The sequence below is a fragment of the Acinetobacter sp. YH01018 genome (assembly GCF_013420295.1).
Classification (GTDB): Bacteria; Pseudomonadota; Gammaproteobacteria; order Pseudomonadales; family Moraxellaceae; genus Acinetobacter.
Genome location: NZ_VOYL01000002.1, coordinates 1 through 26,017 on the forward strand (window position 1 = coordinate 1; position 26,017 = coordinate 26,017).

Here is a 26,017-nt window from a genome sequence, read left to right on the forward strand (position 1 = left end):
CTCATGAAATACGGTATTCTGATGTGACAAAACCTGAATCCTGGTCGTTAAAGTGTTTGTTTGCACTCATATTTTAACTGTTAGGACTCAGGTTTTTTTATTTAAAGCAAACTATGGGACAGCAGTGGCCATGTGCTTCCTTTTTTGTCATTTTAAGAAAATAAGAGATAACTTAAAAAAATCGACTAAAAAAGTACTCAGGCTTTAAACAAAGCTCTAGTCATATTCATCTTTTGTTTGTTTTTAGGTTGAAAGAAGACGCCAATACATGCTATTGAAGTTGAGCACCGTTTTAATCTATACCCTCTAAACCGGTATTTATTTAGGGCTAAGACTAGAAGATTTAAGAGAGACTTACCCCTTTTGCTCAGGCTCCGTATACGGATAGCTCTTAAAATTTTGCGACAAAGAAAACCCGATTTTTCAGAGTAAAATTCCACTTTAAATTTATTCTGTATAAAAATATCTAATAAATTCATGATTAGTTAATAAATTATACAAAATGCATATTGTAAGTTAGTAAAAATAGATTATTTTTCATTCTATTTTATAAGGTACTGTGATTTTATACCCTAAAGGTATAAAATTTTTATAGATAAAAATGCTAAATTAAACAGTATTTTATTTTTATTAATAAATATAAAAAGACTATAAATTAAATTATAACTTATTTTTTGATAATAAAAGTGCAAAAAATGGAGGATTTTTCCAAAATAAATTACTGTAAACTTTGTCAAATTTTTACACATTTTCAGAAATAAAATGGTATTTTTGTGATAGATCATTTAACCATTAAAATGATTTAATCGGCTTGCATAATAACAATAGATAAATATAAAAGGGATCTTCATTTAAACTTTGGCTCTCTAATTCTTTTTATAAAAAAGAGGCTCACAGAAGCGAAAAAGAATTAGAGAGTTAATATTAACTGAGAGTGAGTAGAAAATCTTAATACCAGATATTAAATGGATAAAAGTGTAACCTAAAACTAAAGAAGCTAAAATACAATGCGTCTTTAAAATAATTTTAATGGTCTTAATATATTAAAAAGGTGAGATTATGGCAAAAAAGTACAATAAATTTTTATCTGGATCTGCAGATTTTAATTTAGAAAATTCTCTGTATCACTGGATTACTCAAGTACATGCTCAATATATACAAAATGTTGATCATGCATTAAAGAAATATGGTTTAGATAATTCGCGCCGTCGTATCTTGCTGGCATTACAATCCAAAAATAAGGCTAGCGTATCTGATCTGTCGGAAATGTTGATTTCTAAAATGTCGACCACCACCAAAGTGGTCTATCGCTTAAAAGAAGAAGGATTAGTAAATACTTATTGTTGTGAAGATGATGCTCGAATTACGCGAGTATTATTAACAGATAAAGGACAACAAATGATTCAAAAAATTAATGATCTCAGCCTGGTCGTATTAGAACAATCTTTTGATGGCTTAACACCGCTACAAATTGAAAAAATGCTGGATAACCTGAAACATATTTTTAAAAATCTTGCCCCTTAAAATAAATTAAAGTGCATAGCTATTTAAATAAATTGCTCATGATTTTTTATTGTGAGAATAAAGAGGATTTTTTTTATATTAGAAATAAGTTAATCGTTATAATTTTAATAAAATTATGAAAGGTTATATTCTTTAAGGTTAATAAGGTAAATTTTTTGTTAAATAAAAATTAAACTGGTTGGGGTGAATATGATTGATGAAAATTTTATTTTTTAAATATTTTGATTTAAATTATCTGTACTTTATTATTTAAGCAGTTTTAAATTTCATAAGGTTAAAATAAAATTATTTTTTAAGATGGGGTAAATAAGATAGAATATTATATTCTGCATAAGTATTTTATTATTTATCCTTTATGGATTTATAATTAAATTGGTTCTTCACATTTCCTACACTCCAACATTATTCCTAGTTTCTCTTTTCGACCTTGTTCAGTTATCACCCATGGGCGGTTTTGCCAAGGCGGATTATGTCGAACATGCTGGGTATGGCCACAGGCCAGGTCTGCAACCCAATGGTTTTCTTCATCTAAATGAAATCCAAGAATCGCTTGTTGCATGAGGTACTCCTTGCCGCTTTCAAATGATTCGATACAAGCTTTATTAAAATTGAGAAAAAAGAAAGATTAAACTCCGTTATACTTTTCTCAAGTTAAAAATACATGAGCAGATCGATATGCGCGTACTTGTTGTGATGGATCCCATCGAAAATGTAAACCTGAAAAAAGATTCTTCTATGGCCATGCTGTGGGCTGCCAGCCGTCGTGGGCATGAGTTGGGTTATGCATTACAGCAAGATTTATATATCGATCAAGGTAAAGCCTTCGGTTTGATTTCACCCCTGAAAGTGTTTGAAGACTATAACCATTATTATGAATTGGGTGAAAAGAAAAAAGAATCGATTGCAGCTTATGACGTGGTGTTGATGCGTAAAGACCCACCTTTTGACATGAATTTTGTTTATACTACGTATATTCTGGAACAGGCTGAGCGTGAAGGGGCGTGGATTATTAACAAGCCGCAAAGCCTGCGTGACTGCAACGAAAAATTATTCGCCACCCAGTTCCCTGAACTTCAGGTTCCGACTCTGGTGACCTCAAATGAAGGGCTAATCCGCGAGTTTCTAAAAGAACAGGTGGATGTGATTGTAAAACCACTGGACGGGATGGGTGGTACAGGCATTTTCCGTTTGTATCAAGATGGCATCAATATTGGATCGACCATTGAAATGCTGACCAATAACGGTACCCGGCCGATTATGGCGCAGCGTTATATTCCGGAAATTGTTGAGGGTGATAAGCGCATCCTGATGGTAAATGGTGAGCCTATACCTTACTGTTTAGCCCGTATTCCGCAAAATGGTGAAGTGCGCGGCAACCTGGCAGCCGGTGGTCTGGGTCAAGCCCGTCCCTTAACTGAAAATGATAAAGCGATTGCGGCAAAAGTAGGCCCTTATCTCAGAGAAAAAGGCCTGATTTTTGTGGGATTAGATGTAATTGGCAATTATGTGACAGAAATCAATGTTACTAGTCCAACCTGTATTCGTGAGATTGATGCACAGTTTGGTACATCTATTGCCGACGATTTATTTGCTGTTCTGGAAACAGGTTTAAAAGTAAAAGCATAAGTCTGATGTTTATAAAAAAGAGTTCCTAAAATAGGAGCTCTTTTTTATTCTGTTTGATCCGTTCCTTTTCTTGCTTTTTATTTTGGGATACAAAGGGACTGGAATTTATGCATTGTTCAAAAGACGGGTCATAAAATTGCTTAAAAAATATATATTTTGCTCGATTATCAATAAAACTAGTTTAAACTTTAAAATCTGAAGAAAAAAACAATGAAACGCATGTTGAAAAAAAGTAAATAACCTTTCACGGTTATGCGTTTGTGATTACAATTGTTAGCTTAAAATCAAATTTCGTTATTCCTATTTTAGAATTGAAGAATTAGACTGTGACCGAAGCAACGCAAACAAAGCCGAAACATGTGATGATGATGGCTGCCGGAACCGGTGGGCATGTTTTTCCAGCACTTGCTGTTGCCAAAGAATTACAGCAGCAAGGAATTCAAGTGTCCTGGTTGGCAACGCCGACAGGCATGGAAAACCGCTTATTAAAAAATCACAATATTCCAATTTACCAGATTGATATTCAGGGTGTACGTGGTAATGGTGCTGTGCGTAAGTTATTGGCACCGTTTAAAATTTTAAAAGCTACCTTAAGCGCCATGCGCTATATGAAACAGCTGAAAGTCGATGCCGTAGCCGGTTTTGGCGGTTATGTGGCTGGTCCTGGTGGTTTGGCTGCCCGTGCCTTGGGCATTCCCGTGATTATTCACGAGCAAAACGCCATTGCAGGTTTTACCAATACCCAGTTATCACGTATTGCCAAAAAAGTGTGTCAGGCATTTCCCGGTACTTTTGCTGAAAGTGCAAAAATTGTGACTACAGGCAATCCGGTCCGTAAAGAAATTACTGAAATTTTAAGTCCATCCTGGCGTTACCAGGAACGTGAAAAAGCTGGTTTGCCGCTACGTGTACTGATTGTCGGTGGCTCACTTGGTGCGCAGGCATTGAATGAGCGTGTACCGGAAGCGTTAAAGCAGCTAAACGTACCATTGAATGTGTATCATCAATGTGGTCAAAACCATGCCGAGACAACCCGTGCCCGTTATGCTGATAAGCCGGCATCGTTGCAGGTGGAAGTCCAGCCCTTTATTGAAGATATGGCTAAAGCCTATGCTGATGCCGATCTGATTATTTGCCGGGCCGGTGCTTTAACCGTGACAGAAATTGCAACGGCAGGTGTGGCAGCTGTTTTTGTGCCGTTACCAAGTGCGGTCGATGATCACCAGACGGCGAATGCCAAATTTTTAGCCAAAACTGGTGCGGCAAAAATTTGCCCGCAAGCCACTTTAACCCCGGACAGTTTAAAAGAACTTTTAGTCCCGTTGATGAATCGCCAATTGTTGTCTGAAATGGCAGTCAAGGCACGTCAACAGGCTCAACCAGATGCAACCCAACACGTGGTTCGTTTAATTCAAGAATTGTAAAATTAGAGTAATATATGTCTCCATCTACTCCTGCTGATCAAGCAAAAAAGTTAATCAAAGTGCCTGAAATGCGCCGTATCAAACACATTCATTTTGTCGGAATCGGTGGTGCAGGGATGTGTGGCATTGCAGAAGTATTGAAAAACCAGGGCTATCGAGTGTCTGGTTCTGATATTAAGGCCTCAAAAACCACGGCTCAGCTCGAAGAAAACGGTATCAATGTTTATATCGGCCATGCGGCTGACAATATTAAAGATGCCAATGTACTGGTTGTTTCAACGGCGATTGATCCGGAAAATCCGGAAATCAAGGCAGCGATTGAGAGTCGTATTCCAGTGGTTCGCCGTGCAGAGATGCTTGGTGAGCTGATGCGTTACCGTCACGGTATTGCTGTTGCTGGTACGCATGGTAAAACCACCACGACAAGTTTGGTGACTTGTATGCTGGCAGAAGAAAATCTTGATCCAACGTATGTGATTGGTGGTTTGCTGAACCGTACCGGTGTCAATGCGGCACTGGGTGCCAGCCGTTATATCGTGGCTGAAGCAGATGAGTCAGATGCATCATTCCTGCACTTGCAGCCTATGGCCACCATTGTGACCAACATCGATGCGGATCATATGGATACCTATGGCGGTAGCTTTGATGTGTTGAAAGATACTTTTGTCCAGTTCCTGCAAAAACTTCCATTCTACGGCCTGGCTGTGGTGTGTGGTGATGATGCCAACATCCGTGAAATCATGCCGCGTATTGGCCGTCCAGTGTTGACTTATGGTTTTAATGAAGACAATGACATCCGTGCTGTCGATGTCGATCAGGACGGTATGCGTACTCACTTTACCGTGCTGCGTAAAAATCGTGAACCGCTTCGTGTGACGGTGAACCAGCCGGGTCTGCATAATGTGCTTAATGCCTTGGCAGCAATAGGTATCGCTACGGATGAAGGCGTTTCTGATGGCGCGATCTGCCGTGCATTAGAAGGTTTTAGCGGTGTAGGTCGTCGCTTCCAGGTTCAAGGTGAATTTGAAATTGAAGGTGGCAATGTGAAACTGGTGGATGACTATGGTCACCATCCTAAAGAAGTCGAAGCTACCATTAAGGCTGCGCGTCAAAGTCATCCAGACCGCCGCCTAGTGATGATGTTCCAGCCGCATCGCTTTACCCGTACCCGCGACTGCTTTGATGACTTCGTCGATGTATTGTCACAAGTTGACCAATTGTTATTGCTGGAAGTGTATCCTGCAGGCGAGAAGCCGATTGTCGGGGCAGATAGTCGCAGTCTGGCGCGCAGTATCCGTTTGCGCGGTGAGGTTGAACCGATTTTGATTGATCCTGTAGATGGCAATTTACAAAATGTGATGCAAAAAGTGTTGCAGCCAAATGACTTGTTATTAACGCAAGGCGCAGGTAATGTGGGTGCGATCTCGGTTGAGCTTGCACAAAATAAGTTGTATTTAAAATAATCACTTTGTGTGTTTTTGAGTGTGATTGTTCAGTTATAAAGTTTAAGGATATAAACGTGGCAAATGCTTCAAAATTCGGTAAAGTTGCCGTATTGCTTGGTGGTAAATCAGCTGAGCGCGAGGTTTCTCTAGATAGTGGTAAAGCTGTGCTTGAAGCATTGGTGCGTTCGGGCGTGAATGCCGAAGCTTTTGACCCGCAAGAGCGTAGTGTAACTGAATTAGTGAACTATGACCGTGCTTTTATTGTCTTGCATGGTCGCGGTGGTGAAGACGGTCAAATCCAAGGTACATTGGAATGGTTGAATATTCCTTATACCGGTACCGGTGTGCAAGGTTCTGCGATTGGTATGGACAAGGTGAAGACCAAGCAGGTCTGGCAAGGTTCGGAACTGCCAACGGCACCCTATCGCATTGTGACCAAAGATTCTGATCTGGATGCCATAGTGGACAGCATTGGTCTGCCGTTTATTATCAAACCGGTACATGAAGGTTCAAGTATTGGTATGAGTAAAGTTGAACGTAAGGAAGACTTTGCCGATGCGATTGCTAAAGCCACTGAACACGATGCCGTGGTGATGGCAGAAAAATGGATTACCGGCCGCGAATTTACCATTGTGATTTTAAATGGCCAGGCTTTGCCGATTATTCGTCTGGAACCGCCAAAAGATGTGGCATTCTATGACTATGAAGCTAAATATAACCGTAATGACGTGCAGTACGGCATTCCGTGTGGTTTAACCGAAGAAGAAGAAAAACGTCTGCAAGCTTTGTGTTTACGTGCCTTCCAGGCCGTAGGTGCAAGTGGTTGGGGCCGTATTGATGCCATGCAGGATGAACAGGGCAACTTCTGGTTACTGGAAGTGAATACTGTTCCGGGCATGACCAGTCATTCTCTAGTACCAAAGGCGGCAAAAGCTGTAGGCTATAGTTTTGATGAGTTATGTGTGGCGATTTTAGAACAGACTTTAACGGCTGCGGCTCACTAGACTATGGCTCAACTCCCTGCTTCAATGCGTCGTAAACGAGCAGCAATTACCTCTATTCATGAGAAGCCACCTACACCCAAGGAAAAGCTTGCGAATTTGGGTGGCTGGTTATTGTTGCTGGTTGCACTTGCCGTATTGGCAGTGGGGATTTATGGTCTGTATGGTGTCATGACGGATGCCCAAGTGGCTAAACTGAGTGTGGTGGGTACCCGCTCAGAGGCTGAAAATCGCCAGGTCATGACTCATGTTGCACCCAAGGTGACAGAAAATTATTTTACCTCTGATCTGGAACAAATCCGCGATCAGGCTTTAGAGTTGTCTTGGGTGGATCGCGTGGTAGTCTCACGTGCATGGCCAAATTCAATTCGTGTACGCGTCATGCCGCATCATGCCATTGCCCGTTGGGGAACCGGACGGCTATTGAGTGACAGTGGTGATATTTTTGCAGAAGTGGTGCCGCAGAATAACCAGAAATTACCTTTACTGCATGGTCCCGCTTCTCAGTCAAAAATGATGATGCGTCGCTACAATGAAATTAACCAGTTGTTCCTGCCGGTCAACATTCGTTTAAAAGAATTATATTTAACAGAACGTATGACCTGGTTCATGCAGTTTGATTCGGGTTTGCGCATTATTGTCGATCAGGATCAGACCATGGGTAAACTTCAACGCTTAAGTCATCTGGCACAAAGTGATCTAAAACCGGTTTGGGCTAAAATTTCATCAGTAGACTTGCGTTATAGAAACGGATTGGCCATACAATGGAAGAATGCAGCACCCCCGAATATTGTAAATGGTCATTTTGTTGTAACGATTGATGACACAAGCATTGCAGATACAAGAACGGTAAAGCCATAATTGAGCGGCTTTATATAAAATAGAGGCTTAAGGCCATAAATTAACTAAACACGTAATGGTAGTAGTAGATAATGAATGAAGCTGTTCCCTCGGTTGTTGCGATTGACATTGGGACACACAAAGTTTCAGTTTTGATTGGTAAGGTACATGCGCCAGACAATATCCAAGTGATTGGGATGGCAACAGCTCGTAACCGAGGCATGAATAAAGGGAAAATTGTAAGTCTCGATAAGGTCATCACTGCAATTAAAAATGCCGTACAAGAAGCAGAAGATATGGCTGAATGCCGGGTGCATTCTGCTTGGGTTTCCATTCCAAGTGCAGAATTAAAAAGCTTTTATGCCTCAGGCCGTACTCCGATTGAAAATGGCGACCACACAATTACAACAAGCGAAGTGGTTCGTGCACTCGAATTGGCCAAAGCCAGCCATTTAACTTCAGACCATTATCTGGTGAGTGCGGTACCTTTAGGTTTTGAACTGGATGATTCTGCTGAATGGGTGCAAAATCCGATTCGCATGTCTGCACATAGCATGATCGGGCATTACCAGCTGATGATGTTGCCGATCAGCACCATGCAAAATCTGGATCGTGCATTGAAAGGGGCTAATATTGGCGTGGAGAAAATGGTGGTTTCCTGTTTGGCAACAGCTGAAGCCAGTTTGCTGAAAGATGAAAAAGAATATGGGGTATGTTTGGTCGATATCGGTGCCGGTACCACCAATATTGCCGTTTATCTGGATGGTCGTCTGGCATTGACGCATACTTTGCAGCGTGGGGGAGAGCATGTCACCCGTGATATTGCTGCGGTATTGCAAACCACCACTGAAGAAGCTGAACGGCTGAAATTGTTGTATGGCTGTGTTGACCTGAAAGTGGTTAAACCTGACCATATGATTCAATTTCAGGGCATTGATGGTCCACAGACCATTAGCCGTATTGAATTGGCAGAAATCATTATTGCGCGTTATGAAGAAATTCTGACCCAGGTTCATCAAGAATTAAAGCAGAATGGGGCAATTCATGGTCTGTATCATGGTGTAGTTCTGACGGGTGATGCTAGTCAAATTGAAGGTATGGTGAATTTGGCACGTCATATGTTGGGGGTGTCAGCGCATTTAGGCAATCCACCAGTACAAGTACATGCTGATGAACAGAATCAGGCGGCTTTGCGCCGTTCACAGTATGCCACTGCTGCCGGCTTGTTGATGTTTAGCCAAAGTGATACGCAAGATACTATTGTAGAAGCGACAGATCCTGAAAAACTGACTCTATTTAAGCGGGTCGGTCGGGCATGGTCAGCGTTAAACAATCAGTTAAAATCGATATTTTAAGTGAAATTTATTGGGAATATTGTAAGGAAGTTGTTCGTCTAACGGCTTGCACTTGACAAGCGTGTGGTTGGACAGCATCCTAAACTCAATTTTTATTAAGATCAAGGCAGTATACGGGCTTAAGTGACTGCCAATTACGAATTAGGAAATCCAAAGGTCATGGCCTCATTTGAATTTTTAGAAGATGATCAAAACGATAGCAACGGTCAAGCCCGTTTCACTGTATTTGGTGTTGGTGGTGCTGGTGGTAATGCCGTGCAACATATGCTTGAATCCGACATTCAGGGTGTAAAATTTGTTTGTGCCAATACCGACAAACAAGCTTTAGACCGTATGAATGCGCAATTCAAAATCCAGTTAGGTGAACAAAGCACGCGTGGTCTGGGTGCCGGTGCAAATCCTCAAGTGGGCCAAACCGCTGCTGAAGAAAGCCGTGAGCTGATTCGCCAGCATCTGGAGGGTACCGACATGGTATTTGTCACTGCCGGTATGGGTGGTGGTACAGGTACGGGTGCTGCGCCAGTTGTTGCTGAAATTGCCAAAGAAATGGGCATTTTAACTGTGGGTGTGGTGACGACTCCGTTTAACTTTGAAGGTAAGCGTCGTCAACAGTCGGCAGAAAAAGGCATTGAAGCTCTGGAAGCACATGTCGATTCATTAATTATTATTCCTAACCAGCGTTTGCTTAAAGTCTTCCGTGACATTTCCATGAAAGATGCTTATAAAAAGGCAGATGATGTATTGCTGAACGCAGTGCGCAGTATCTTTGATCTGGTGGTTCGTCCCGGTCATATCAACCTTGACTTCGCCGATTTGAAAACTGCCATGAGTACGCGCGGTTATGCGATGATGGGTGTGGGTTCAGGTCGTGGTGAAACACGTGCCCGTCAGGCGGCTGAACAGGCTATTCGCAGCCCACTACTGGATAACGTGACTATTATGAATGCCAAAGGCATTTTAATTAACGTCACCGGTGGTGATGATGTGACCTTCGGTGAAATTGAAGAAATTACCGATGTCGTCAACCAGATTGTCGATCTGGATGAAGGTCAGGTGTTCTACGGTACGGTCTTTGATCCAGATGCGCGTGATGAAATCAGTGTCACTGTAATTGCAACTGGCTTAACCCGTAATTCAGCGGACTCTGCAGATACGGTAAAACGTCCATCAGTACAGTCTGCAACACGTCCAGTCAATCATACGGCTCAGGCTGTTGTTGAAGATGATGATGTGCCAGCCATTCAACGTCAGCAAAATGAGGCAGGAACGGCACCTGCTCCAGCAGTCGGTTCAGCCCGTCCAACGCCAATGAGTATTCAGGATTACTTGAAAAATCAGCAACGTAAATAATGGTAAATTTATGCAGAATGCATAAATTCAACAGAAAAGGTAGTCGCAAGACTACCTTTTTATTTTTTATCAATGGCTAAATATGCTAACGTATAGCGGTTTGATGAGCAGATGATAGAAAAACATGTTGAAACAACGTACCCTACAGCGTGTCGTGAAAGCGAGCGGTATTGGTCTTCATAGTGGGCAAAAAGTCTTAATTAACTTTGTGCCGCACCATGTGGATGGGGGTATTGTATTTCGACGTATCGATTTAGATCCGCAGGTGGACATTCCTGCAGACGCCATGCTGATTCAAGAAGCATTTATGTGTTCAAACTTGGTTCAGGAAAATGCCAAAGTCGGGACCATTGAGCATGTCATGAGTGCCATTGCAGGACTGGGGATTGATAACCTGATTATTGAAGTTTCGGCTTCAGAAGTTCCGATTATGGACGGTAGTGCTGGTCCATTTATTTACCTGCTGATGCAAGGCGGACTACAAGAACAGGATGCACCGAAAAAATTTATAAAAATTTTAAAACATGTTGAAGCATTCATTGATGATAAGCGTGCAGTATTTCATCCTCATGATGGCTTCCAGCTCAACTTTACCATTGATTTTGATCATCCTGCATTTAAAAAAGAATATCAGTCAGCAACCATCGACTTTTCTACCGAAACTTTTGTCTATGAAGTCAGTGGAGCACGTACTTTTGGTTTTATGAAAGATCTGGATTATCTAAAAGCCAATAATTTGGCCTTGGGGGCGAGTCTGGACAATGCCATTGGGGTAGATGAAACTGGTGTGGTCAATGAAGAAGGGCTTCGCTTCTCAGATGAATTTGTCCGTCACAAAATTCTGGATGCAGTCGGGGATTTATATCTCTTAGGCCACCAGATTATTGCCAAATTTGATGGGTATAAGTCCGGACATGCCTTAAATAATCAATTATTACGCAATGTTAAAAGTGATCCAAGTAATTACGAAATTGTAACATTTGATGACATTAATCAATGCCCAATTTCTTATGTAAGTGTGACATAAGTTATTGTCTTTTAATGCACACGTTATAGTATAACAAAATGAATTGTTAAGCAGTTCACATGTTTTTTTTCTTAATTCAAAGATATGCCTGTATTGGTTACTTTTTATTTCTTGCCAAACGTAGCATAGCTTGGCTAAGCTTAGGGTCGCTTACAAAGTCGGCAGCACCACGCAGTAAGTCTTGAGTATCTGGACTAAGGGATCGGGACAGAGATTGGGGTTTTAAAGGGGGTTGCGTCTGAATTCTTAATCGTACTTGCAATTTTTGTAAGTCTTTAAATTCAGGTAATTGTAACAATTGTGAGATATATTGCTTTTGAAGATAGGCAAGCTGGCTAATCATGGCTTGATTTGCACCCGTAATCGTCAAAATGCCATGTTCATAACAAACAACTTGCCATTGCTCCGGTTGGGGCAATATCGGTTGAATGAGTTTTGTAAGTTTCTGCCATGCAGCAACTTGTGTAGAGAGAAACGTAAAGTTTCCTGTTTTTAAGTGTTTTCTTGTTTGTTGAAAGATGTTAACTGGTTCCGACATACATTGTTCCTACATACTTGTGTCTTAATCTTACGCACTTCTTTTAGTGGATATCAAGGAAGAGATCACGCAAGGACATTGACTAAGAACAGTTAAAAGAGGTTTTTTTATGCATACGCGACGTATTTTATTAGCGTTTTCATTGGCAGCTTCTGCCGCATCTGTGGCTTTTGCAGATTTAGTTGAATTAAATCCTAGCTCTAACAATGCATCGGAAGATCGTATTGAACAATTGACCCGTACTTTGGCGCAAGGTTCTTATGCAGAATCAAACGATATTGATCTTCCTGCTGAAACCAGAATGAATGTTCAATTGCGTGAAAAAACAATTGAATTAAACAATGAATCTTTAGCGAAAAAATATCGTTCAACCAGCTCAAAAACTTATTCTGGTAGTGCTTACTCCTGGTTGGTGTCTCATCCTCTTCCAGACATGAAACGTGTGAGTTCCAACTTTGGTGGCCGTACCATGGGCGGTCGCGCTGAAAATCACTCCGGTCTGGATTTGTCTGCACCAAGCGGTACACCTATTTATGCCACTGGCCCGGGTGTAGTGACCAAATCAGGTTGGGGTACAGGTTATGGTCAATACGTAGAAATTAATCATGGCAACGGTTATTTGACCCGTTATGCACATGCATCACGTTTGATTGCCCGTGTTGGTGATCGCGTAGAAGCTGGTGAACATATTGCCAATGTGGGTTGCACGGGTCGTTGTACCGGTCCACATTTGCATTATGAAGTCGTGAAAGATGGACAACGCAAAAATCCATCAACTTATTTAGCAATGTTGCCATAAGTTGATAAATACAGATTTGTATATTCGTTAAAGAGTAACTCTAGGACCTTTAGAGCTTTCGAATATAATAGTATCATTCAAGAGAATAGTTATTGTATAAAAAACCGCCTTTATTGGCGGTTTTTTGTTTTATTGCGTAAAGAATGGTCAACGAGTATTTATTATCTAAATAATAGTGGTATTCCGTATTCAGCTGTAGCGATAACTGATGCCCTCTAAAGTATGGTACATATAGAGACTATAAATAAGCTCAAGGAATAGGTGAAATATGGCGTTTTATGGTGATACCGACGCGCAAGAAACCCAAGAATGGCAAGATGCATTTGACTCGGTTTTACAGCATATGGGTACAGAGCGTGCTGCATTTTTGTTAGAAAAGCTCTATCAGCGCGCGATTGCCAAGCATGTTCCTATTCAGCGTCTAAATACTCCTTATCTTAATACCATTTCAGTTGAAGAAACCCCGGCTATGCCAGGCGACCAGGATATGGAGCGCCGTATCCGTGCCCTGATTCGCTGGAATGCATTGGCAATGGTGTTACGTGCCAATAAAACCGGTGACGACCTGGGTGGTCACTTGGCCAGCTTTGCATCTTCTGCAACCTTATACGATGTTGGTTTTAACCACTTCTTCCGCGCCAATAGCGACCATTTTGGTGGCGACATGATCTATTATCAAGGTCACTGTGCGCCAGGGATTTATGCACGTTCATTCTTGGAAGGCCGTTTGACTGAAGATCAACTGAACAATTTCCGCCGTGAAGTGGGTGGCAATGGTTTGCCAAGTTATCCGCATCCATATTTGATGCCGGATTATTGGCAGTTCCCGACCGTATCCATGGGTCTGGGTCCGATCATGTCGATCTACCAGGCGCATATTCAGAAATACCTGATGAACCGTAGCCTGATTAAAGAAGAAGACCGTAAGGTTTGGGCTTACCTCGGCGATGGTGAAATGGATGAACCGGAAAGCCTGGGTGCAATTTCTCTTGCCGGTCGTGAAAAGCTGGACAACCTGATTTGGGTGGTGAACTGTAACCTGCAACGTCTGGACGGTCCTGTTCGCGGTAATGGTAAAATCATTCAGGAACTGGAATCCTTGTTCCGTGGTGCCGGCTGGCGCGTGATTAAAGTGGTGTGGGGACGTCATTGGGATCCGCTGCTTGCCAAAGATGAATCCGGTGCTTTAAAAGCCGTGATGGAAGAGGCTGTGGATGGGGATTACCAGCGTTATCAGGTGAAAGGTGGGGCGTATACCCGTGCACACTTCTTTGGCAAATATCCTGAAGCTGAAGAGCTGGTGAAAAACCTAAGCGATGAAGATATTGATAACCTGAACCGCGGTGGACATGACCCGTACAAAGTGTTTGCAGCCTATGCCGCGGCAACCCAGGCCAATGGTCAGCCGACCGTCATTCTGGCAAAAACGGTTAAGGGTTATGGTCTGTCCGAAGAAATTGAAGCGGTCAACAAAACGCATCAAATCAAGAAAATGCAGCTTGAATCATTAAAGTATGTACGTAACCGTTTCAACCTGCCATTTACCGATGAACAGCTTGAAGAAGTTCCGTTCTACCGTCCAAGTGAGAACTCGCCTGAAATTAAATATATGAAGGCACGTCGTGAAGCGTTGGGCGGTTATTTACCAGCGCGTCGTAAAGAAAGTGAATCATTGGCGATTCCTGATCTGTCTGTCTTTGATGCCGTATTAAAAGGTTCAAATGGCAAGCAGCAATCAACGACGATGGTGATGGTGCGTTTAATCTCGGCATTGTTAAAAGAAAAAGCAATTAAAGACCGCGTTGTGCCAATTGTACCGGATGAAGCCCGTACCTTTGGTTTAGAAGGCATGTTCCGTCAGCTCGGTATTTATGCTGCTCATGGTCAGAAATATACCCCTGAAGACCAAGAACAGCTGATGAACTATCGTGAAGCCAAAGATGGTCACATGTTGCAGGAAGGGATTAATGAAGCCGGTGCGATGAGTGCATGGGCAGCCTTGGCGACCAGTTATTCAACCAATAACCTGCCAATGATTCCGATGTACATGTACTACTCGATGTTCGGTTTCCAACGTATTGGCGACATTGCCTGGGCAGCCGGTGACGCTCAGGCACAAGGTTTCTTGCTGGGTGCAACCGCGGGCCGTACCACATTGAACGGTGAAGGCTTGCAACATCAGGATGGTCATTCGCACATTCTGGCCAACACTATTCCAAACTGTGTGTCTTATGACCCATGTTTCGGTTATGAACTTGCGGTGATCGTACACGATGGTTTGCAACGCATGTATGTCAATCAGGAACGTGTGTTCTATTACCTGACTGTCATGAACGAAAACTATGAGCATCCTGAAATGCCGCAAGGTGTGGAAGAAGGCATCAAGCGCGGTATGTATCTGCTTGAACAGGATGATAAAGCCACTGTTCAGCTGATGGGTTCCGGTGTGATTCTTCGTGAAGTGATTAAAGCAGCGAAAATCTTGCGTGATGAATACCAGATTCACTCAAACGTATGGAGTGTCACCAGCTTCAACGAACTGGCACGTGATGGCATGGCTTGTGAAGAATACAACCGCCTGCATCCATTGACTGAAGAAGCGAAGGAGTCTTGGGTGTCACAACAATTGCGTGATACTGACGGTATTGTGGTTTCTGCAACCGATCATATGCGTGCATACAGTGAACAGATCCGTGCCTATCTTCCAGACAACCGTCCATTCGTAGCCTTGGGCACCGATGGTTACGGCCGTTCCGATACCCGTGGCAATTTGCGTAGTTACTTCGGTGTCGATGCTGCGCACATTGTCGTGGCAACCTTGAAGAAACTGGCTGATGAAGGTGAAGTTGATGCGCGTTTGGTGAAAGATGCCATCTCCAGCTTCGAACTTGATACTGATCGTCCAGTCGCTTGGGCACCTCAAGCACACCCTGAAATTCAGGCGGTTGCGGACTATAAAGAACAATCAGGTGAGGAGAACTAAGCATGCAAATCAAAACACCTGATATTGGAGTTGATAAAGCCACCGTTGCTGAAATTTTGGTCAAAGCGGGCGATAGTGTCGCGGTAGATGACAGCCTGGTGCTACTTGAATCGGATAAAGCCTCTGTTGAAGTGCCAAGCACTTCGGCAGGGATTGTGAAAAGCATTACAGTTGCAGCAGGCGATGTGGTTTCAGAAGGTTCGGTCCTGATTGAACTGGAAGCTGAAGACGGTTCAACTGGCGCAACTGAAGCCCAGGAAGCAGATGCTTCACAAAAGACTTCGGAAAATACCCCGACATCTTTGCCTGATCAGGAAATTATGCAGGCACTGGCATCCCATCAACCAGCAGCTTCTGCACCGAAGGCTCCGACTGGCAGCTCTTCAATTGTTGAAGTGCAAGTCCCTGACATTGGGGTAGAAAAAGCCCTGGTCGGCGAAATTTTGGTCCAGGTAGGCGATGAAATCTCTGTTGATCAAAGCATTGTGGTGGTGGAATCTGATAAAGCCACTGTAGAAGTGCCAAGTACTGTTTCAGGTACGGTTGAGAGTGTTGAAGTTCGGGCAGGCGATACAGTCAAAGAAGGTGTGGTTCTGCTCAAAGTGAAAACTGCATCTTCAGCTGCTGAAGATGCACCAAGTACAGCTTCTACAACAGCATCTTCTACAAAAGCGCCAAAAACAGAAACATCAGTTCAGGCACCTGTAGCCTCTGCACCAAGCGGAGACGTTGAAATTGCTGTGCCTGATCTGGGTGTAGATAAAGCTGTAGTGGCGGAAATTTTAGTTCAAGTCGGTGACACGGTTGAGGCGGATCAAAGCATTATTGTGGTTGAGTCCGATAAAGCGACCGTTGAAGTACCAAGCTCATCGGCAGGGGTGATTAAAGCCATTCACGTACAAATGGGGCAAAATGTCTCACAAGGCATGGCTCTGGTAAGCATCGAAGCGAAAGGGCAAGCAGCTGCTGTAGCTCAGCCAGCCAAAGCTGCACCTGCTCCGGTAGCAGCGCCACAAGCGGCTACATCTGTAGAACAAGCACCCGTTCAATCGCCTGATAAGCTGAGCAAAGAGCAGAATGCCGCCAATGCCAAAGTCTATGCCGGTCCTGCGGTGCGTAAGCTGGCGCGTGAGTTGGGCGTGGTGTTGGCTGATGTGAAAGCATCTGGTCCACATGCACGCTTGATGAAAGAAGATGTTTTTGCTTATGTAAAAACACGCTTAACTGCACCTCAAGCTGCACCGGTAGCACAGGCCGTAGCACAAGTTTCTGGTTTGCCTAAACTTCCTGATTTTAGTGCTTTTGGCGGTACTGAAGAAAAAGCCATGACCCGTCTGCAACAGGTATCTGTGCCGCAATTGTCATTGAATAACTACATTCCACAGGTGACCCAGTTTGACCTGGCCGATATTACCGAACTTGAAGCATGGCGCGGTGAACTCAAAGCCAAGTTTAAACAAGACGGTATTAGCCTGACGATTCTGGCTTTTATTGCCAAAGCAGTCGCTCATCTGTTGAAGGAAGAGCCGTATTTTGCAGGCCATTTGGCAGACGATCAAAAATCGGTATTGCTGCGTAATGAAATCCATATGGGCATCGCGGTAGCAACACCAGATGGTTTGACTGTGCCGGTACTGCGTAATCCAGATCAAAAATCAATCAAGCAAATTGCAGTTGAGCTGGGTGAGCTGAGCAAGAAAGCACGTGACAAGAAATTGTCACCGAAAGACTTGCAAGGGGCGAACTTTACCATTACCAGCCTGGGTTCAATTGGCGGTACCGCATTCACACCATTGGTGAACTGGCCTCAGGTGGCGATTTTGGGTATTTCACCAGCCACCATGCAACCGGTCTGGAATGGTACAAGTTTTGATCCTAAGCTGATGCTTCCATTGTCATTGTCTTATGACCACCGTGTGATTAATGGCGCAGATGCAGCACGCTTTACCCATAAGCTGACCAAATTGTTGGCGGATATCCGTAGTCTGTTGCTCTAATTTCAGTTTAGGCTACAAAAAACCCTGCTTCGGCAGGGTTTTTTTATGAAAGCTTTGGTATTGAGACATACGCAGACTCATTCTTATGATAGGGATAAGATGGTTAACACAGCCGCTTAAAATGATCTTTAATCCAATTTTTGCCATGAGTCGCAATGTTTAGCATTGTCCTGAAATGATATTTTTAAAGTCATTTGAAAATTTTTATCTTTCAGCTTAAAATGCATGCACTTCATTGGGGAGTAGCCGCTTTTTACGCAATGTAAAAAGGTGATGGTCAACATAATTGTTCCACAGAACATGGTCATCATAGCAAAGAACCAAATGATCTTTTGATCATGATTTTCTTTTTGTTGGCAAGACCTTTGATTTACCACTCTGCTCAATTTGGCTAGCAGGAGGGGTGAGTCACAGGTTTTATTATGCTAGCCAGAGAAATACATCATGCTTTCAGCCTTCCTGATTTCTTTAGCTGTTGTTGCCTTGTCTGAAATGGGTGACAAAACTCAATTGCTGGCTTTGCTGCTGGCTGCGCGTTTCCGTAAACCTGTACCAATTCTGATAGCAATTTTTCTGGCGACCGTGGTCAACCATGGTGTTTCCGCTGTACTGGGTCAATGGATTACCACTGTTCTGAGCCCGACCGTATTGTTATGGATTGTTTCTCTTGGATTTATTGGGATGGCGGCCTGGATGCTGATTCCAGATGAACTGGATGATGAAACTGAAAGCATTAATAAATGGCAAAAATATGGCGTCTTTAGTGCCACGTTTGTTTTATTCTTTCTGGCAGAAATTGGTGATAAAACCCAGATTGCTACCGTCGCACTTGCCGCGCGCTTTGACAGTATAGGCTGGGTAACATTGGGAACTACACTGGGCATTATGCTGGTCAATGCTCCTGCGGTTTTTATTGGTAACAAACTGGCAGAAAAACTACCGATTTCACTGATTCATAAAATTGGTGCAGTTGTGTTTTTAGTGATTGGTGTGGCGGCACTGGTACAACATTATTTCTTTTAAATTTGAATAGCATTAAAAAAATCCTGGCATTTTTGTCGGGATTTTTTATTGTGAAATACCACACAATTTACTGATAAATCTACCAGTATTCAGATGTTATTTTGTTGTAAATTTCCATGAATCCCTATATGTTGAGAGGAATTAAAAATTTAGTTTAAAAACGATATTTTGGGGAATGGGTATGGCGTTTGATCGCACCACATCACAGGTACTATTTGATAATGGTACGCATAAATGTATTAGTTTTACCAGTTTAGTGAAAGGTGAAGGTGTACAGGCAAACCAGTTTCTAATCTTGGATCATGAACGTGCTGCAGTGCTTGATCCAGGGGGCGACTTGACCTATGTTCCATTGACCATGGAGCTGAACAAATATACCCGTCTAACCAATCTTGATTATGTCATGGCCTCCCATCAGGACCCCGACATTATTACTTCTATGCCACGCTGGCTGGTCTATACCGAGGCCAAAATAGTAGCATCAAAATTATGGGCACGTTTCTTGCCACATTTGAGCTCGGCTTTCATGAGCGACCGGATGAAAGGGAACTGGCTGGATCGTCTGGTTGAGCTGCCTGACCATGGTCAGGTGATTCCGTTGGGTGAATCGAGCATTGTTGCCGTTCCGGCACATTTTCTGCATTCGGTCGGTAATTTCCAGTTTTATGATCCGATTGCCAAAATTCTGTTTTCTGGTGATATGGGCGCATCCATGGTAGATGATGTCTCTAAACCGCTGGAAAATTTTGCTGCGCATATTCCGAAGATGAAAGGCTTTCATCAACGCTATATGTGTTGCAATAAAGTGATCCGTCTGTGGGTACAAATGGTTCGTAGCATGGATGTGGAAATGATTGTGCCACAGCATGGCACGCCATTTATTGGCAAAGAGCAGATCCATCAATTTTTGGACTGGATTGAAACCTTGGAATGCGGCACCGACCTGATGGACGAAAGCGTATTTACCTGTCCTGAATAGTTCAAGAAAATACAAAATTTTTCTTGAGTCAAAAAACAACATTTTTTATATTTTCTATCCCCAAAAACTTTTTTGATGACGAGAATTTATAAGAAATGTTGTCTCAAGTTCCTGCACAGGATGCATGTTTAAGCTGTGGCGCATGTTGCGCCTATTTTCGGGTTTCATTTTATTGGGCAGAGGGAATTCCAATGCCCGAAAATTATACTGAACCTGTCACAGCAGTCTATTCATGCATGGCAGGAACCAATCAAAAAAATCCACGCTGTATCGCGCTAGAAGGCAGCATAGGTGAACAGGTCAGTTGTGGCATGTACCAGCTGCGCAGTTCCTCGTGTAAAGAAGTGCAAATTGCCGATGAACAATGCAACAAGGCCCGTATGGCCCACAATATGATTCCCTTTATCCAGATTGAGGTAGAGGATGCCGAGAATGATGATAGTTTTGAACGTGTCAGCTAGATCGTGATTCGTCATCCCAGAATAAAAAAGCAGGGCCCTGGCTCTGCTTTTTTATTTAAAAACACACGGTTTTGATGGGTAAAGCCACGATTAGAGCCTTTTGCACTGGTTAGGGGGCTTGCGGTGTCTAGGTGATACAGCGCGAGGTTTTTTGTTGTTCAGTCTGAATGAAATACTGATCAGGAAATTCAGCCCGAATTGCGGTATTTAAATTCAAAAACCCAATAATATTCAGTAATCTAAATTTATTTTACATTGCTGCCTGAAATAAGCATGAATAAAATTGTTTTTTTTGTTTATAATAGCGCACGGAAATTACCAGTGAGACTGTTATGTTGACCATCGTTCAAGAAGCTTTAACCTTCGATGATGTCTTATTACTCCCTGCCTACTCAACTGTTCTCCCAAAAGATGTCTCCTTAAAGACACGCCTTACTCGCGGCATTAACCTGAATATTCCTCTTGTGTCAGCAGCTATGGATACGGTGACTGAATCCCGTATGGCAATTGCAATGGCGCAAAATGGCGGTATTGGTATCTTGCACAAAAACATGGACATTGCTGCGCAAGCTGCAGAAGTACGCCGTGTGAAAAAATTTGAAGCGGGTATGGTGAAAGATCCTATCACCGTAACGCCAGAAACCACTGTTCGTGAACTGATCGCAATCACTCAAGCCAACAACATCAGCGGTGTGCCTGTGGTTAAAGATGGCAGGGTTGTCGGTATTGTGACGGGTCGTGATACACGTTTCGAAACCAATCTGGAACAACCTGTTAGCAATATCATGACTGGTCAGGACCGTCTGGTGACTGTTCGTGAAAACGAATCAAAAGAAAATATCCAGGCACTTCTACAAAAAAATCGCATTGAAAAAGTATTGGTGGTGGGTGATAACAACGAACTGAAAGGTTTGATTACGGTCACTGATTTCCGTAAAGCGGAACTTTATCCAAACAGCTGTAAAGATGACCTCGGTCGTCTACGTGTCGGTGCGGCAGTCGGTACTGGCGCAGAAACACCAAGCCGTGTTGAAGCACTGGTTGAGGCGGGTGTAGATGCCATTGTTGTCGATACAGCCCATGGTCACTCTGCAGGCGTGATTGAGCGTGTTCGCTGGGTAAAAGCCAACTATCCGCAAGTTCAGGTGATTGGCGGTAACATTGCCACTGGTGATGCTGCACTTGCGCTTCTTGATGCCGGTGCTGATGCGGTAAAAGTGGGTATCGGTCCTGGTTCGATCTGTACTACACGTATTGTTGCCGGTATTGGTATGCCACAAATTTCTGCGATTGACAGCGTTGCCAATGCATTGAAAGACCAGATTCCTTTGATTGCAGATGGCGGTATCCGCTTCTCTGGCGATATGGCGAAAGCAATTGGCGCCGGTGCAAGCACCATCATGGTCGGTTCATTGATGGCTGGTACTGAAGAAGCACCGGGTGAAGTAGAATTCTTCCAGGGCCGTTATTACAAAGCTTACCGTGGTATGGGTTCATTGGGTGCAATGGCGGGTGCAACAGGTTCTGCTGACCGTTATTTCCAGGACGCTAAAGCTGGTCAGGAAAAACTTGTACCAGAAGGTATTGAAGGTCGCGTACCTTACAAAGGCCCTATGGGTAACATCGTTCATCAAATGATGGGTGGCTTGCGTTCTTCTATGGGTTATACCGGTTCTGCAACCGTGAACGATCTTCGTCAAAATGCCAAGTTTGTGAAAATCACTGCAGCTGGTATGTCTGAATCACACGTACATGATGTGACCATTACTAAAGAAGCACCGAACTACCGTGTTGGTTGATTTTTAGTAATCAAATTCAGGAAAAGCCGTCATTTATATGACGGCTTTTTTGATTTTGGTGTAAAGTATTTGCATGAAAATGGGATGGTTAATTTCCCTATAAATGTATAAGAAGTGAGTAGAAAATGAGTTATTTTGGAACAGATGGAATTCGTGGAAAGTTTGGGGAACTTCCGATTACACCTGAATTTGCCCTGAAGTTGGGTTTTGCGGCAGGTAAAGTTTTAAAACAGTTCAGTAATAAGAAAAAACCGATTGTTGTGTTGGGTAAAGATACGCGTTTATCAGGCTATATTTTAGAATCTGCATTACAGGCCGGTCTAAATGCGGCGGGTGTATATGTGCATTTGCTTGGTCCTTTACCTACCCCTGCGATTGCCCATTTAACCCGTGCTTTACATGCCAGCTTGGGGATTGTGATCTCAGCTTCGCACAATCCTTATTTTGATAATGGAATCAAATTCTTCTCTAGCGAAGGCAAGAAACTGCCGGATGAATTACAGGATGCGATCAATAAAGAGCTCGAAAACGAACTCAAAATTGAAGATACCGCAAACCTAGGTAAAAGTGTGCGTGTAAAAGATGCCAATGGCCGTTACATTGAATTCTGTAAATCGACTTTCCCTTACCATTTTGACCTCAGTAACCTGAAAATTGTGGTGGACTGTGCCAATGGTGCTGCCTATAACGTGGGGCCATCGGTGTTTAAGGAACTGGGCGCCAAAGTCGTAGCACTTTATAATGAACCGGATGGCCTAAACATCAATCAGGACTGTGGTTCGACCCATCCGGAAAACCTGCAAAAAGCCGTGCTTGAACATCAGGCAGATTTGGGTATTGCCTTTGATGGCGATGCAGACCGCGTGATTATGGTGGATAAAAACGGTCAGCAAATTACTGGTGATCATATCCTGTACATTTTGGCTACTCAGGGCAAGCACAAGCCGGCAGGCATTGTCGGTACGGTCATGAGCAATATGGCACTTGAATTGGCTTTGGAAAAAGCCCAGGTTCCATTTGTCCGTGCCAGCGTGGGTGACCGTTATGTGTTACAAGCCTTGGACGAAAAAGGTTGGGTCATTGGTGGTGAACCATCAGGCCATATTCTGACTTTAGACAAGAGTACGACAGGTGATGCCATTATAGCTGCCTTGCAGGTATTGACTGTCATGGTCGAACAGAAGAAAGCCTTACATGAACTGGTTGAAGGTTTCCATTTATTGCCAAATGTCTTGGTAAATGTACGTTTGCAACAAATGTTTGACCCGTATGCTGTGCCTGCATTGGTGGCTGAATTTGATCGGGCTGCAGCACAATTAAAAGGCCGTGGTCGTTTACTGATTCGTAAGTCAGGAACGGAACCGGTCATTCGGGTGATGGTTGAAGGGGATGATCTGCAAGAAGTCACGGCTTTGGCCAATCAGCTTGCAGACAGTGTACGTTCTAACGCAGTATAAGGGAACAATATGAGTGATCTGATTAAAGACTTGAGCGAACTGCGCTTGAGTTACCAGAAAGGGGAATTACACGAAACTCATGTGGCTGAAAATCCGCATGAGCAATTCTTGAATTGGTTTAACCATGCTTTAGAAGCACAACTGCATGAACCCTATGCCATGTCGCTCGCAACTGCGAGTGCACAAGGCCGTCCGCATGTGCGTACCCTATTATTACGTGGTGCGACTGAAGCAGGTTATGATTTTTATACCAATTACGACAGTCAAAAAGGCCTGGATTTGGCAGACAATCCCTATGCCGAACTGTTGTTTTATTGGCCTGAGCAAGAACGCCAAATTCGTGTCGGCGGCCGCGTTGAAAAAATCTCTTTAGAGGAATCAACAGATTATTATCATAAACGCCCGCGAGACAGCCAGATTGCAGCGCATATCAGTACGCCACAAAGTGGTGTGATTGTCAGTCGTGAGGAACTACAGACTCGTTTTCAGATTTTGCAAGATCAGGTGAGCGATAAAGCAGAATTGGCAAAACCTGAATTCTGGGGCGGCTATCGCCTGCAACCGGATTATTATGAATTTTGGCAAGGTCGTCCTAACCGTTTACATGACCGCTTGTGTTATGAAAGAATCGACGGTAAGTGGAACTTACAACGACTCATGCCTTAATGCCAAAAACACTGATTCAGCAAAGACCGTTCATTACACGCCCTGAAAACTTCCAGGGCGTGTCACCGTTTATTGCGCAAATTTTAGCGCGCCGTGGTGTGCAATCGGAACAAGAACTTGAACTGAAATTGAAGCATCTTTTAGCGCCGACCATGAAAGGTTTGGATGCTGCCATTCAGTTGATGGATCAGGCCATTGATCAGCAAAAGAAAATTGTCATTGTGGGAGATTATGATGCCGATGGGGCCACCAGTACGGCATTGATGATTTTAGCTTTACGGGATATGGGCGCGAATGTCGCGTATCTGGTGCCGGATCGTTTTAAATATGGTTATGGACTGACGCCTGCAATTGCCGACCTGGCTTTTGCCAATTTCACGCCTGACCTTTTGATTACGGTAGATAATGGTATTTCCAGCCATGCCGGGGTGGAACAGGCACAAGCACATGGCATGCAGGTGATTATTACTGATCATCACCTGACCACCAAAGAAACGCCTAAAGCCGAAGCTGTGGTCAATCCGAACCAGTTGGGCTGTGAATTCCCCAGCAAGGCTTTGGCTGGGGTCGGGGTGGCGTTTTACCTGCTCGCCAATTTGTCCAGTTATCGCAGCCAATTAGGAAAATCGACCTCAAAAGTGGCCCAATATCTCGATCTGGTAGCTTTAGGCACTTATGCCGATGTGGCCAGCCTGGATTATAACAACCGTATTCTGGTCGATGCCGGGGTCAAGCGCATACGGCAAAATCAGTGTCGTGCGGGAATTAGCGCATTGCTGGATATTGCCGGACGTGATCCAGCTTCTTTAAATGCTCAAGATTTGGGTTTTGTTCTGGGACCACGGATTAATGCGGCTGGACGCATGGAAACCATGGACATAGGGATTGAATGTCTGCTGGCTGCCGATCTGCAAACCGCTTATCCCTTGGCACAACAATTAAATCAATTGAACACTGAGCGCCGACAGGTCGAGAGCCAGATGAAACAGGAGGCTTTGTCTGAGCTTACTCAGCTGGAGCTGGACCAAGAGCATTTACCAGCTGTGCTCATTCTGTTTGAGCCACATTGGCATCAGGGCGTGATTGGGATTGTGGCCGGTCGCTTAAAAGAACAGTTTCATCGCCCCAGTATTGTTTTTGCCTCCGATGAAGATGGTATACATATTAAAGGCTCTGCCCGTTCTATAGAGGGCGTACATATACGCGATGCGATTGAAATGATTGCCGAGCAGTATCCCCATTTGGTCAGCCATTTTGGCGGACATGCCGCCGCTGCCGGTTTGACCATTCAGAAACAGCATTTTGATGAATTTAAGCAGGTCTTTGAGGCTTTAATTTCAAATATGGATGAGTCACTGTTTCAGGCCACTTTATGGACTGATGGTGAATTACCGACAGAACATTTTCACATTGAAACAGTCGATTTTCTGCAAAATTTAACCCCCTGGGGGCAAAAGTTTCCATCGCCGATTTTTGAAGGGATATTTAAGGTTCTGGATTATCGCTGGCTGAAAGAAATGCATTTAAAGCTGCGTCTGGCTTTGCAAGATGGTCAAATTGTGGAAGCCATCGCCTTTAATGCACGTGACAAGTTTGAATTTGATGCCATGCAGGGCAGTGTACGACTGGTCTATGAAATTGATAAAAATGAATTTAATGGCAACGTCAGTTTACAACTACGCGTGATCCATTTGGAACAATAAAAAAACCGCTCAATTGAGCG

The 26,017-nt window shown here is 43.5% G+C and carries 21 protein-coding genes and 1 riboswitch; of the genes, 19 read left to right on the forward strand and 2 right to left on the reverse strand.

The features are described from left to right. Positions 1-1,059: 1,059 nt before the first annotated feature. A complete protein-coding gene (locus FTT83_RS00965) occupies positions 1,060-1,524 on the forward strand; it encodes a MarR family winged helix-turn-helix transcriptional regulator (RefSeq protein WP_086196545.1) in 465 nt (154 codons plus the stop codon). Positions 1,525-1,891: 367 nt separating this feature from the next. Here FTT83_RS00965 and FTT83_RS00970 read toward each other — a convergent pair whose 3' ends face one another. Further along, positions 1,892-2,083: a DUF3565 domain-containing protein gene (locus tag FTT83_RS00970; protein ID WP_086196544.1), complete on the reverse strand. Its 192-nt coding sequence runs from the start codon at positions 2,081-2,083 to the stop codon at positions 1,892-1,894. 116 nt (positions 2,084-2,199) lie between these two features. On the opposite strand from FTT83_RS00970, the gene gshB reads away from it, so the two are divergent. The 8 genes from gshB (at position 2,200) to lpxC (ending at position 11,592) form a co-directional block, all read left to right on the forward strand. Next, positions 2,200-3,150, forward strand: coding sequence for a glutathione synthase (gene gshB, locus FTT83_RS00975; protein ID WP_166170600.1), 951 nt, complete (start codon positions 2,200-2,202; stop codon positions 3,148-3,150). Positions 3,151-3,476: 326 nt separating this feature from the next. After that, a complete protein-coding gene (murG, locus tag FTT83_RS00980) occupies positions 3,477-4,574 on the forward strand; it encodes an undecaprenyldiphospho-muramoylpentapeptide beta-N-acetylglucosaminyltransferase (RefSeq protein WP_180174310.1) in 1,098 nt (365 codons plus the stop codon). 14 nt (positions 4,575-4,588) lie between these two features. Continuing rightward, the gene (gene murC, locus FTT83_RS00985; protein WP_180174311.1) at positions 4,589-6,037 is read left to right on the forward strand and encodes a UDP-N-acetylmuramate--L-alanine ligase; all 1,449 of its coding nucleotides are present in this window, start codon (positions 4,589-4,591) and stop codon (positions 6,035-6,037) included. A 56-nt stretch (positions 6,038-6,093) separates the two neighbouring features. Further along, the gene (locus FTT83_RS00990; protein ID WP_086196540.1) at positions 6,094-7,023 is read left to right on the forward strand and encodes a D-alanine--D-alanine ligase; all 930 of its coding nucleotides are present in this window, start codon (positions 6,094-6,096) and stop codon (positions 7,021-7,023) included. Positions 7,024-7,026: 3 nt separating this feature from the next. Next, entirely contained in the window at positions 7,027-7,881 is an 855-nt protein-coding gene (locus FTT83_RS00995) for a cell division protein FtsQ/DivIB (RefSeq protein ID WP_180041877.1), read from the forward strand. 71 nt (positions 7,882-7,952) lie between these two features. After that, positions 7,953-9,215: a cell division protein FtsA gene (gene ftsA / locus FTT83_RS01000; protein WP_086196538.1), complete on the forward strand. Its 1,263-nt coding sequence runs from the start codon at positions 7,953-7,955 to the stop codon at positions 9,213-9,215. Positions 9,216-9,374: 159 nt separating this feature from the next. Next, a complete protein-coding gene (gene ftsZ, locus FTT83_RS01005; RefSeq protein WP_086196537.1) occupies positions 9,375-10,565 on the forward strand; it encodes a cell division protein FtsZ in 1,191 nt (396 codons plus the stop codon). Between the two features lie 124 nt (positions 10,566-10,689). Then, entirely contained in the window at positions 10,690-11,592 is a 903-nt protein-coding gene (gene lpxC / locus FTT83_RS01010) for a UDP-3-O-acyl-N-acetylglucosamine deacetylase (protein WP_166170614.1), read from the forward strand. Between the two features lie 97 nt (positions 11,593-11,689). Here the strand turns inward: lpxC and FTT83_RS01015 are convergent, their stop codons facing one another. Beyond that, a complete protein-coding gene (locus FTT83_RS01015; protein ID WP_166170616.1) occupies positions 11,690-12,130 on the reverse strand; it encodes a DUF721 domain-containing protein in 441 nt (146 codons plus the stop codon). A 109-nt stretch (positions 12,131-12,239) separates the two neighbouring features. Between FTT83_RS01015 and FTT83_RS01020 the strand changes: the two genes are divergently transcribed. The 10 genes from FTT83_RS01020 (at position 12,240) to recJ (ending at position 25,997) form a co-directional block, all read left to right on the forward strand. Then, positions 12,240-12,929, forward strand: coding sequence for a M23 family metallopeptidase (locus FTT83_RS01020; protein ID WP_180041879.1), 690 nt, complete (start codon positions 12,240-12,242; stop codon positions 12,927-12,929). Positions 12,930-13,197: 268 nt separating this feature from the next. Beyond that, a complete protein-coding gene (gene aceE, locus FTT83_RS01025) occupies positions 13,198-15,912 on the forward strand; it encodes a pyruvate dehydrogenase (acetyl-transferring), homodimeric type (protein WP_180174312.1) in 2,715 nt (904 codons plus the stop codon). A 2-nt stretch (positions 15,913-15,914) separates the two neighbouring features. After that, positions 15,915-17,909: a 2-oxo acid dehydrogenase subunit E2 gene (locus FTT83_RS01030; protein ID WP_180041883.1), complete on the forward strand. Its 1,995-nt coding sequence runs from the start codon at positions 15,915-15,917 to the stop codon at positions 17,907-17,909. Between the two features lie 225 nt (positions 17,910-18,134). Continuing rightward, positions 18,135-18,279: riboswitch (yybP-ykoY riboswitch) on the forward strand. Positions 18,280-18,353: 74 nt separating this feature from the next. After that, a complete protein-coding gene (locus tag FTT83_RS01035) occupies positions 18,354-18,932 on the forward strand; it encodes a TMEM165/GDT1 family protein (protein ID WP_180041885.1) in 579 nt (192 codons plus the stop codon). A gap of 181 nt (positions 18,933-19,113) precedes the next feature. Beyond that, on the forward strand, positions 19,114-19,911 hold the full coding sequence (locus tag FTT83_RS01040; RefSeq protein ID WP_086196618.1) for an MBL fold metallo-hydrolase: 798 nt from the start codon (positions 19,114-19,116) through the stop codon (positions 19,909-19,911). A 95-nt stretch (positions 19,912-20,006) separates the two neighbouring features. Then, entirely contained in the window at positions 20,007-20,372 is a 366-nt protein-coding gene (locus FTT83_RS01045) for a YkgJ family cysteine cluster protein (RefSeq protein ID WP_180041887.1), read from the forward strand. 332 nt (positions 20,373-20,704) lie between these two features. Next, positions 20,705-22,171, forward strand: coding sequence for an IMP dehydrogenase (guaB, locus tag FTT83_RS01050; RefSeq protein WP_180041889.1), 1,467 nt, complete (start codon positions 20,705-20,707; stop codon positions 22,169-22,171). A gap of 125 nt (positions 22,172-22,296) precedes the next feature. Beyond that, a complete protein-coding gene (glmM, locus tag FTT83_RS01055; RefSeq protein WP_180176157.1) occupies positions 22,297-23,628 on the forward strand; it encodes a phosphoglucosamine mutase in 1,332 nt (443 codons plus the stop codon). Between the two features lie 9 nt (positions 23,629-23,637). After that, positions 23,638-24,294, forward strand: a complete 657-nt coding sequence (pdxH, locus tag FTT83_RS01060; protein WP_166170627.1) for a pyridoxamine 5'-phosphate oxidase — start codon at positions 23,638-23,640, stop codon at positions 24,292-24,294. Further along, positions 24,294-25,997, forward strand: coding sequence for a single-stranded-DNA-specific exonuclease RecJ (gene recJ / locus FTT83_RS01065; RefSeq protein WP_180042028.1), 1,704 nt, complete (start codon positions 24,294-24,296; stop codon positions 25,995-25,997). Before pdxH ends, recJ begins: the two co-directional genes overlap by 1 nt. Positions 25,998-26,017 lie beyond the last annotated feature (20 nt).

What these genes read in the sequence shown, in the direction of transcription:
- FTT83_RS00995 (WP_180041877.1), top strand. Translation starts at nt 7,027, where the DNA reads ATGGCTCAACTCCCTGCTTCAATGCGTCGTAAACGAGCAGCAATTACC.
- FTT83_RS01030 (WP_180041883.1), top strand. Translation starts at nt 15,915, where the DNA reads ATGCAAATCAAAACACCTGATATTGGAGTTGATAAAGCCACCGTTGCT.
- FTT83_RS01035 (WP_180041885.1), top strand. Translation starts at nt 18,354, where the DNA reads ATGCTTTCAGCCTTCCTGATTTCTTTAGCTGTTGTTGCCTTGTCTGAA.
- ftsA (WP_086196538.1), top strand. Translation starts at nt 7,953, where the DNA reads ATGAATGAAGCTGTTCCCTCGGTTGTTGCGATTGACATTGGGACACAC.
- pdxH (WP_166170627.1), top strand. Translation starts at nt 23,638, where the DNA reads ATGAGTGATCTGATTAAAGACTTGAGCGAACTGCGCTTGAGTTACCAG.
- aceE (WP_180174312.1), top strand. Translation starts at nt 13,198, where the DNA reads ATGGCGTTTTATGGTGATACCGACGCGCAAGAAACCCAAGAATGGCAA.
- glmM (WP_180176157.1), top strand. Translation starts at nt 22,297, where the DNA reads ATGAGTTATTTTGGAACAGATGGAATTCGTGGAAAGTTTGGGGAACTT.
- FTT83_RS00965 (WP_086196545.1), top strand. Translation starts at nt 1,060, where the DNA reads ATGGCAAAAAAGTACAATAAATTTTTATCTGGATCTGCAGATTTTAAT.
- recJ (WP_180042028.1), top strand. Translation starts at nt 24,294, where the DNA reads ATGCCAAAAACACTGATTCAGCAAAGACCGTTCATTACACGCCCTGAA.
- murC (WP_180174311.1), top strand. Translation starts at nt 4,589, where the DNA reads ATGTCTCCATCTACTCCTGCTGATCAAGCAAAAAAGTTAATCAAAGTG.
- FTT83_RS01015 (WP_166170616.1), bottom strand. Translation starts at nt 12,130, where the DNA reads ATGTCGGAACCAGTTAACATCTTTCAACAAACAAGAAAACACTTAAAA.
- FTT83_RS01045 (WP_180041887.1), top strand. Translation starts at nt 20,007, where the DNA reads ATGTTGTCTCAAGTTCCTGCACAGGATGCATGTTTAAGCTGTGGCGCA.
- FTT83_RS01040 (WP_086196618.1), top strand. Translation starts at nt 19,114, where the DNA reads ATGGCGTTTGATCGCACCACATCACAGGTACTATTTGATAATGGTACG.
- FTT83_RS00970 (WP_086196544.1), bottom strand. Translation starts at nt 2,083, where the DNA reads ATGCAACAAGCGATTCTTGGATTTCATTTAGATGAAGAAAACCATTGG.
- guaB (WP_180041889.1), top strand. Translation starts at nt 20,705, where the DNA reads ATGTTGACCATCGTTCAAGAAGCTTTAACCTTCGATGATGTCTTATTA.
- FTT83_RS01020 (WP_180041879.1), top strand. Translation starts at nt 12,240, where the DNA reads ATGCATACGCGACGTATTTTATTAGCGTTTTCATTGGCAGCTTCTGCC.
- ftsZ (WP_086196537.1), top strand. Translation starts at nt 9,375, where the DNA reads ATGGCCTCATTTGAATTTTTAGAAGATGATCAAAACGATAGCAACGGT.
- gshB (WP_166170600.1), top strand. Translation starts at nt 2,200, where the DNA reads ATGCGCGTACTTGTTGTGATGGATCCCATCGAAAATGTAAACCTGAAA.
- lpxC (WP_166170614.1), top strand. Translation starts at nt 10,690, where the DNA reads ATGTTGAAACAACGTACCCTACAGCGTGTCGTGAAAGCGAGCGGTATT.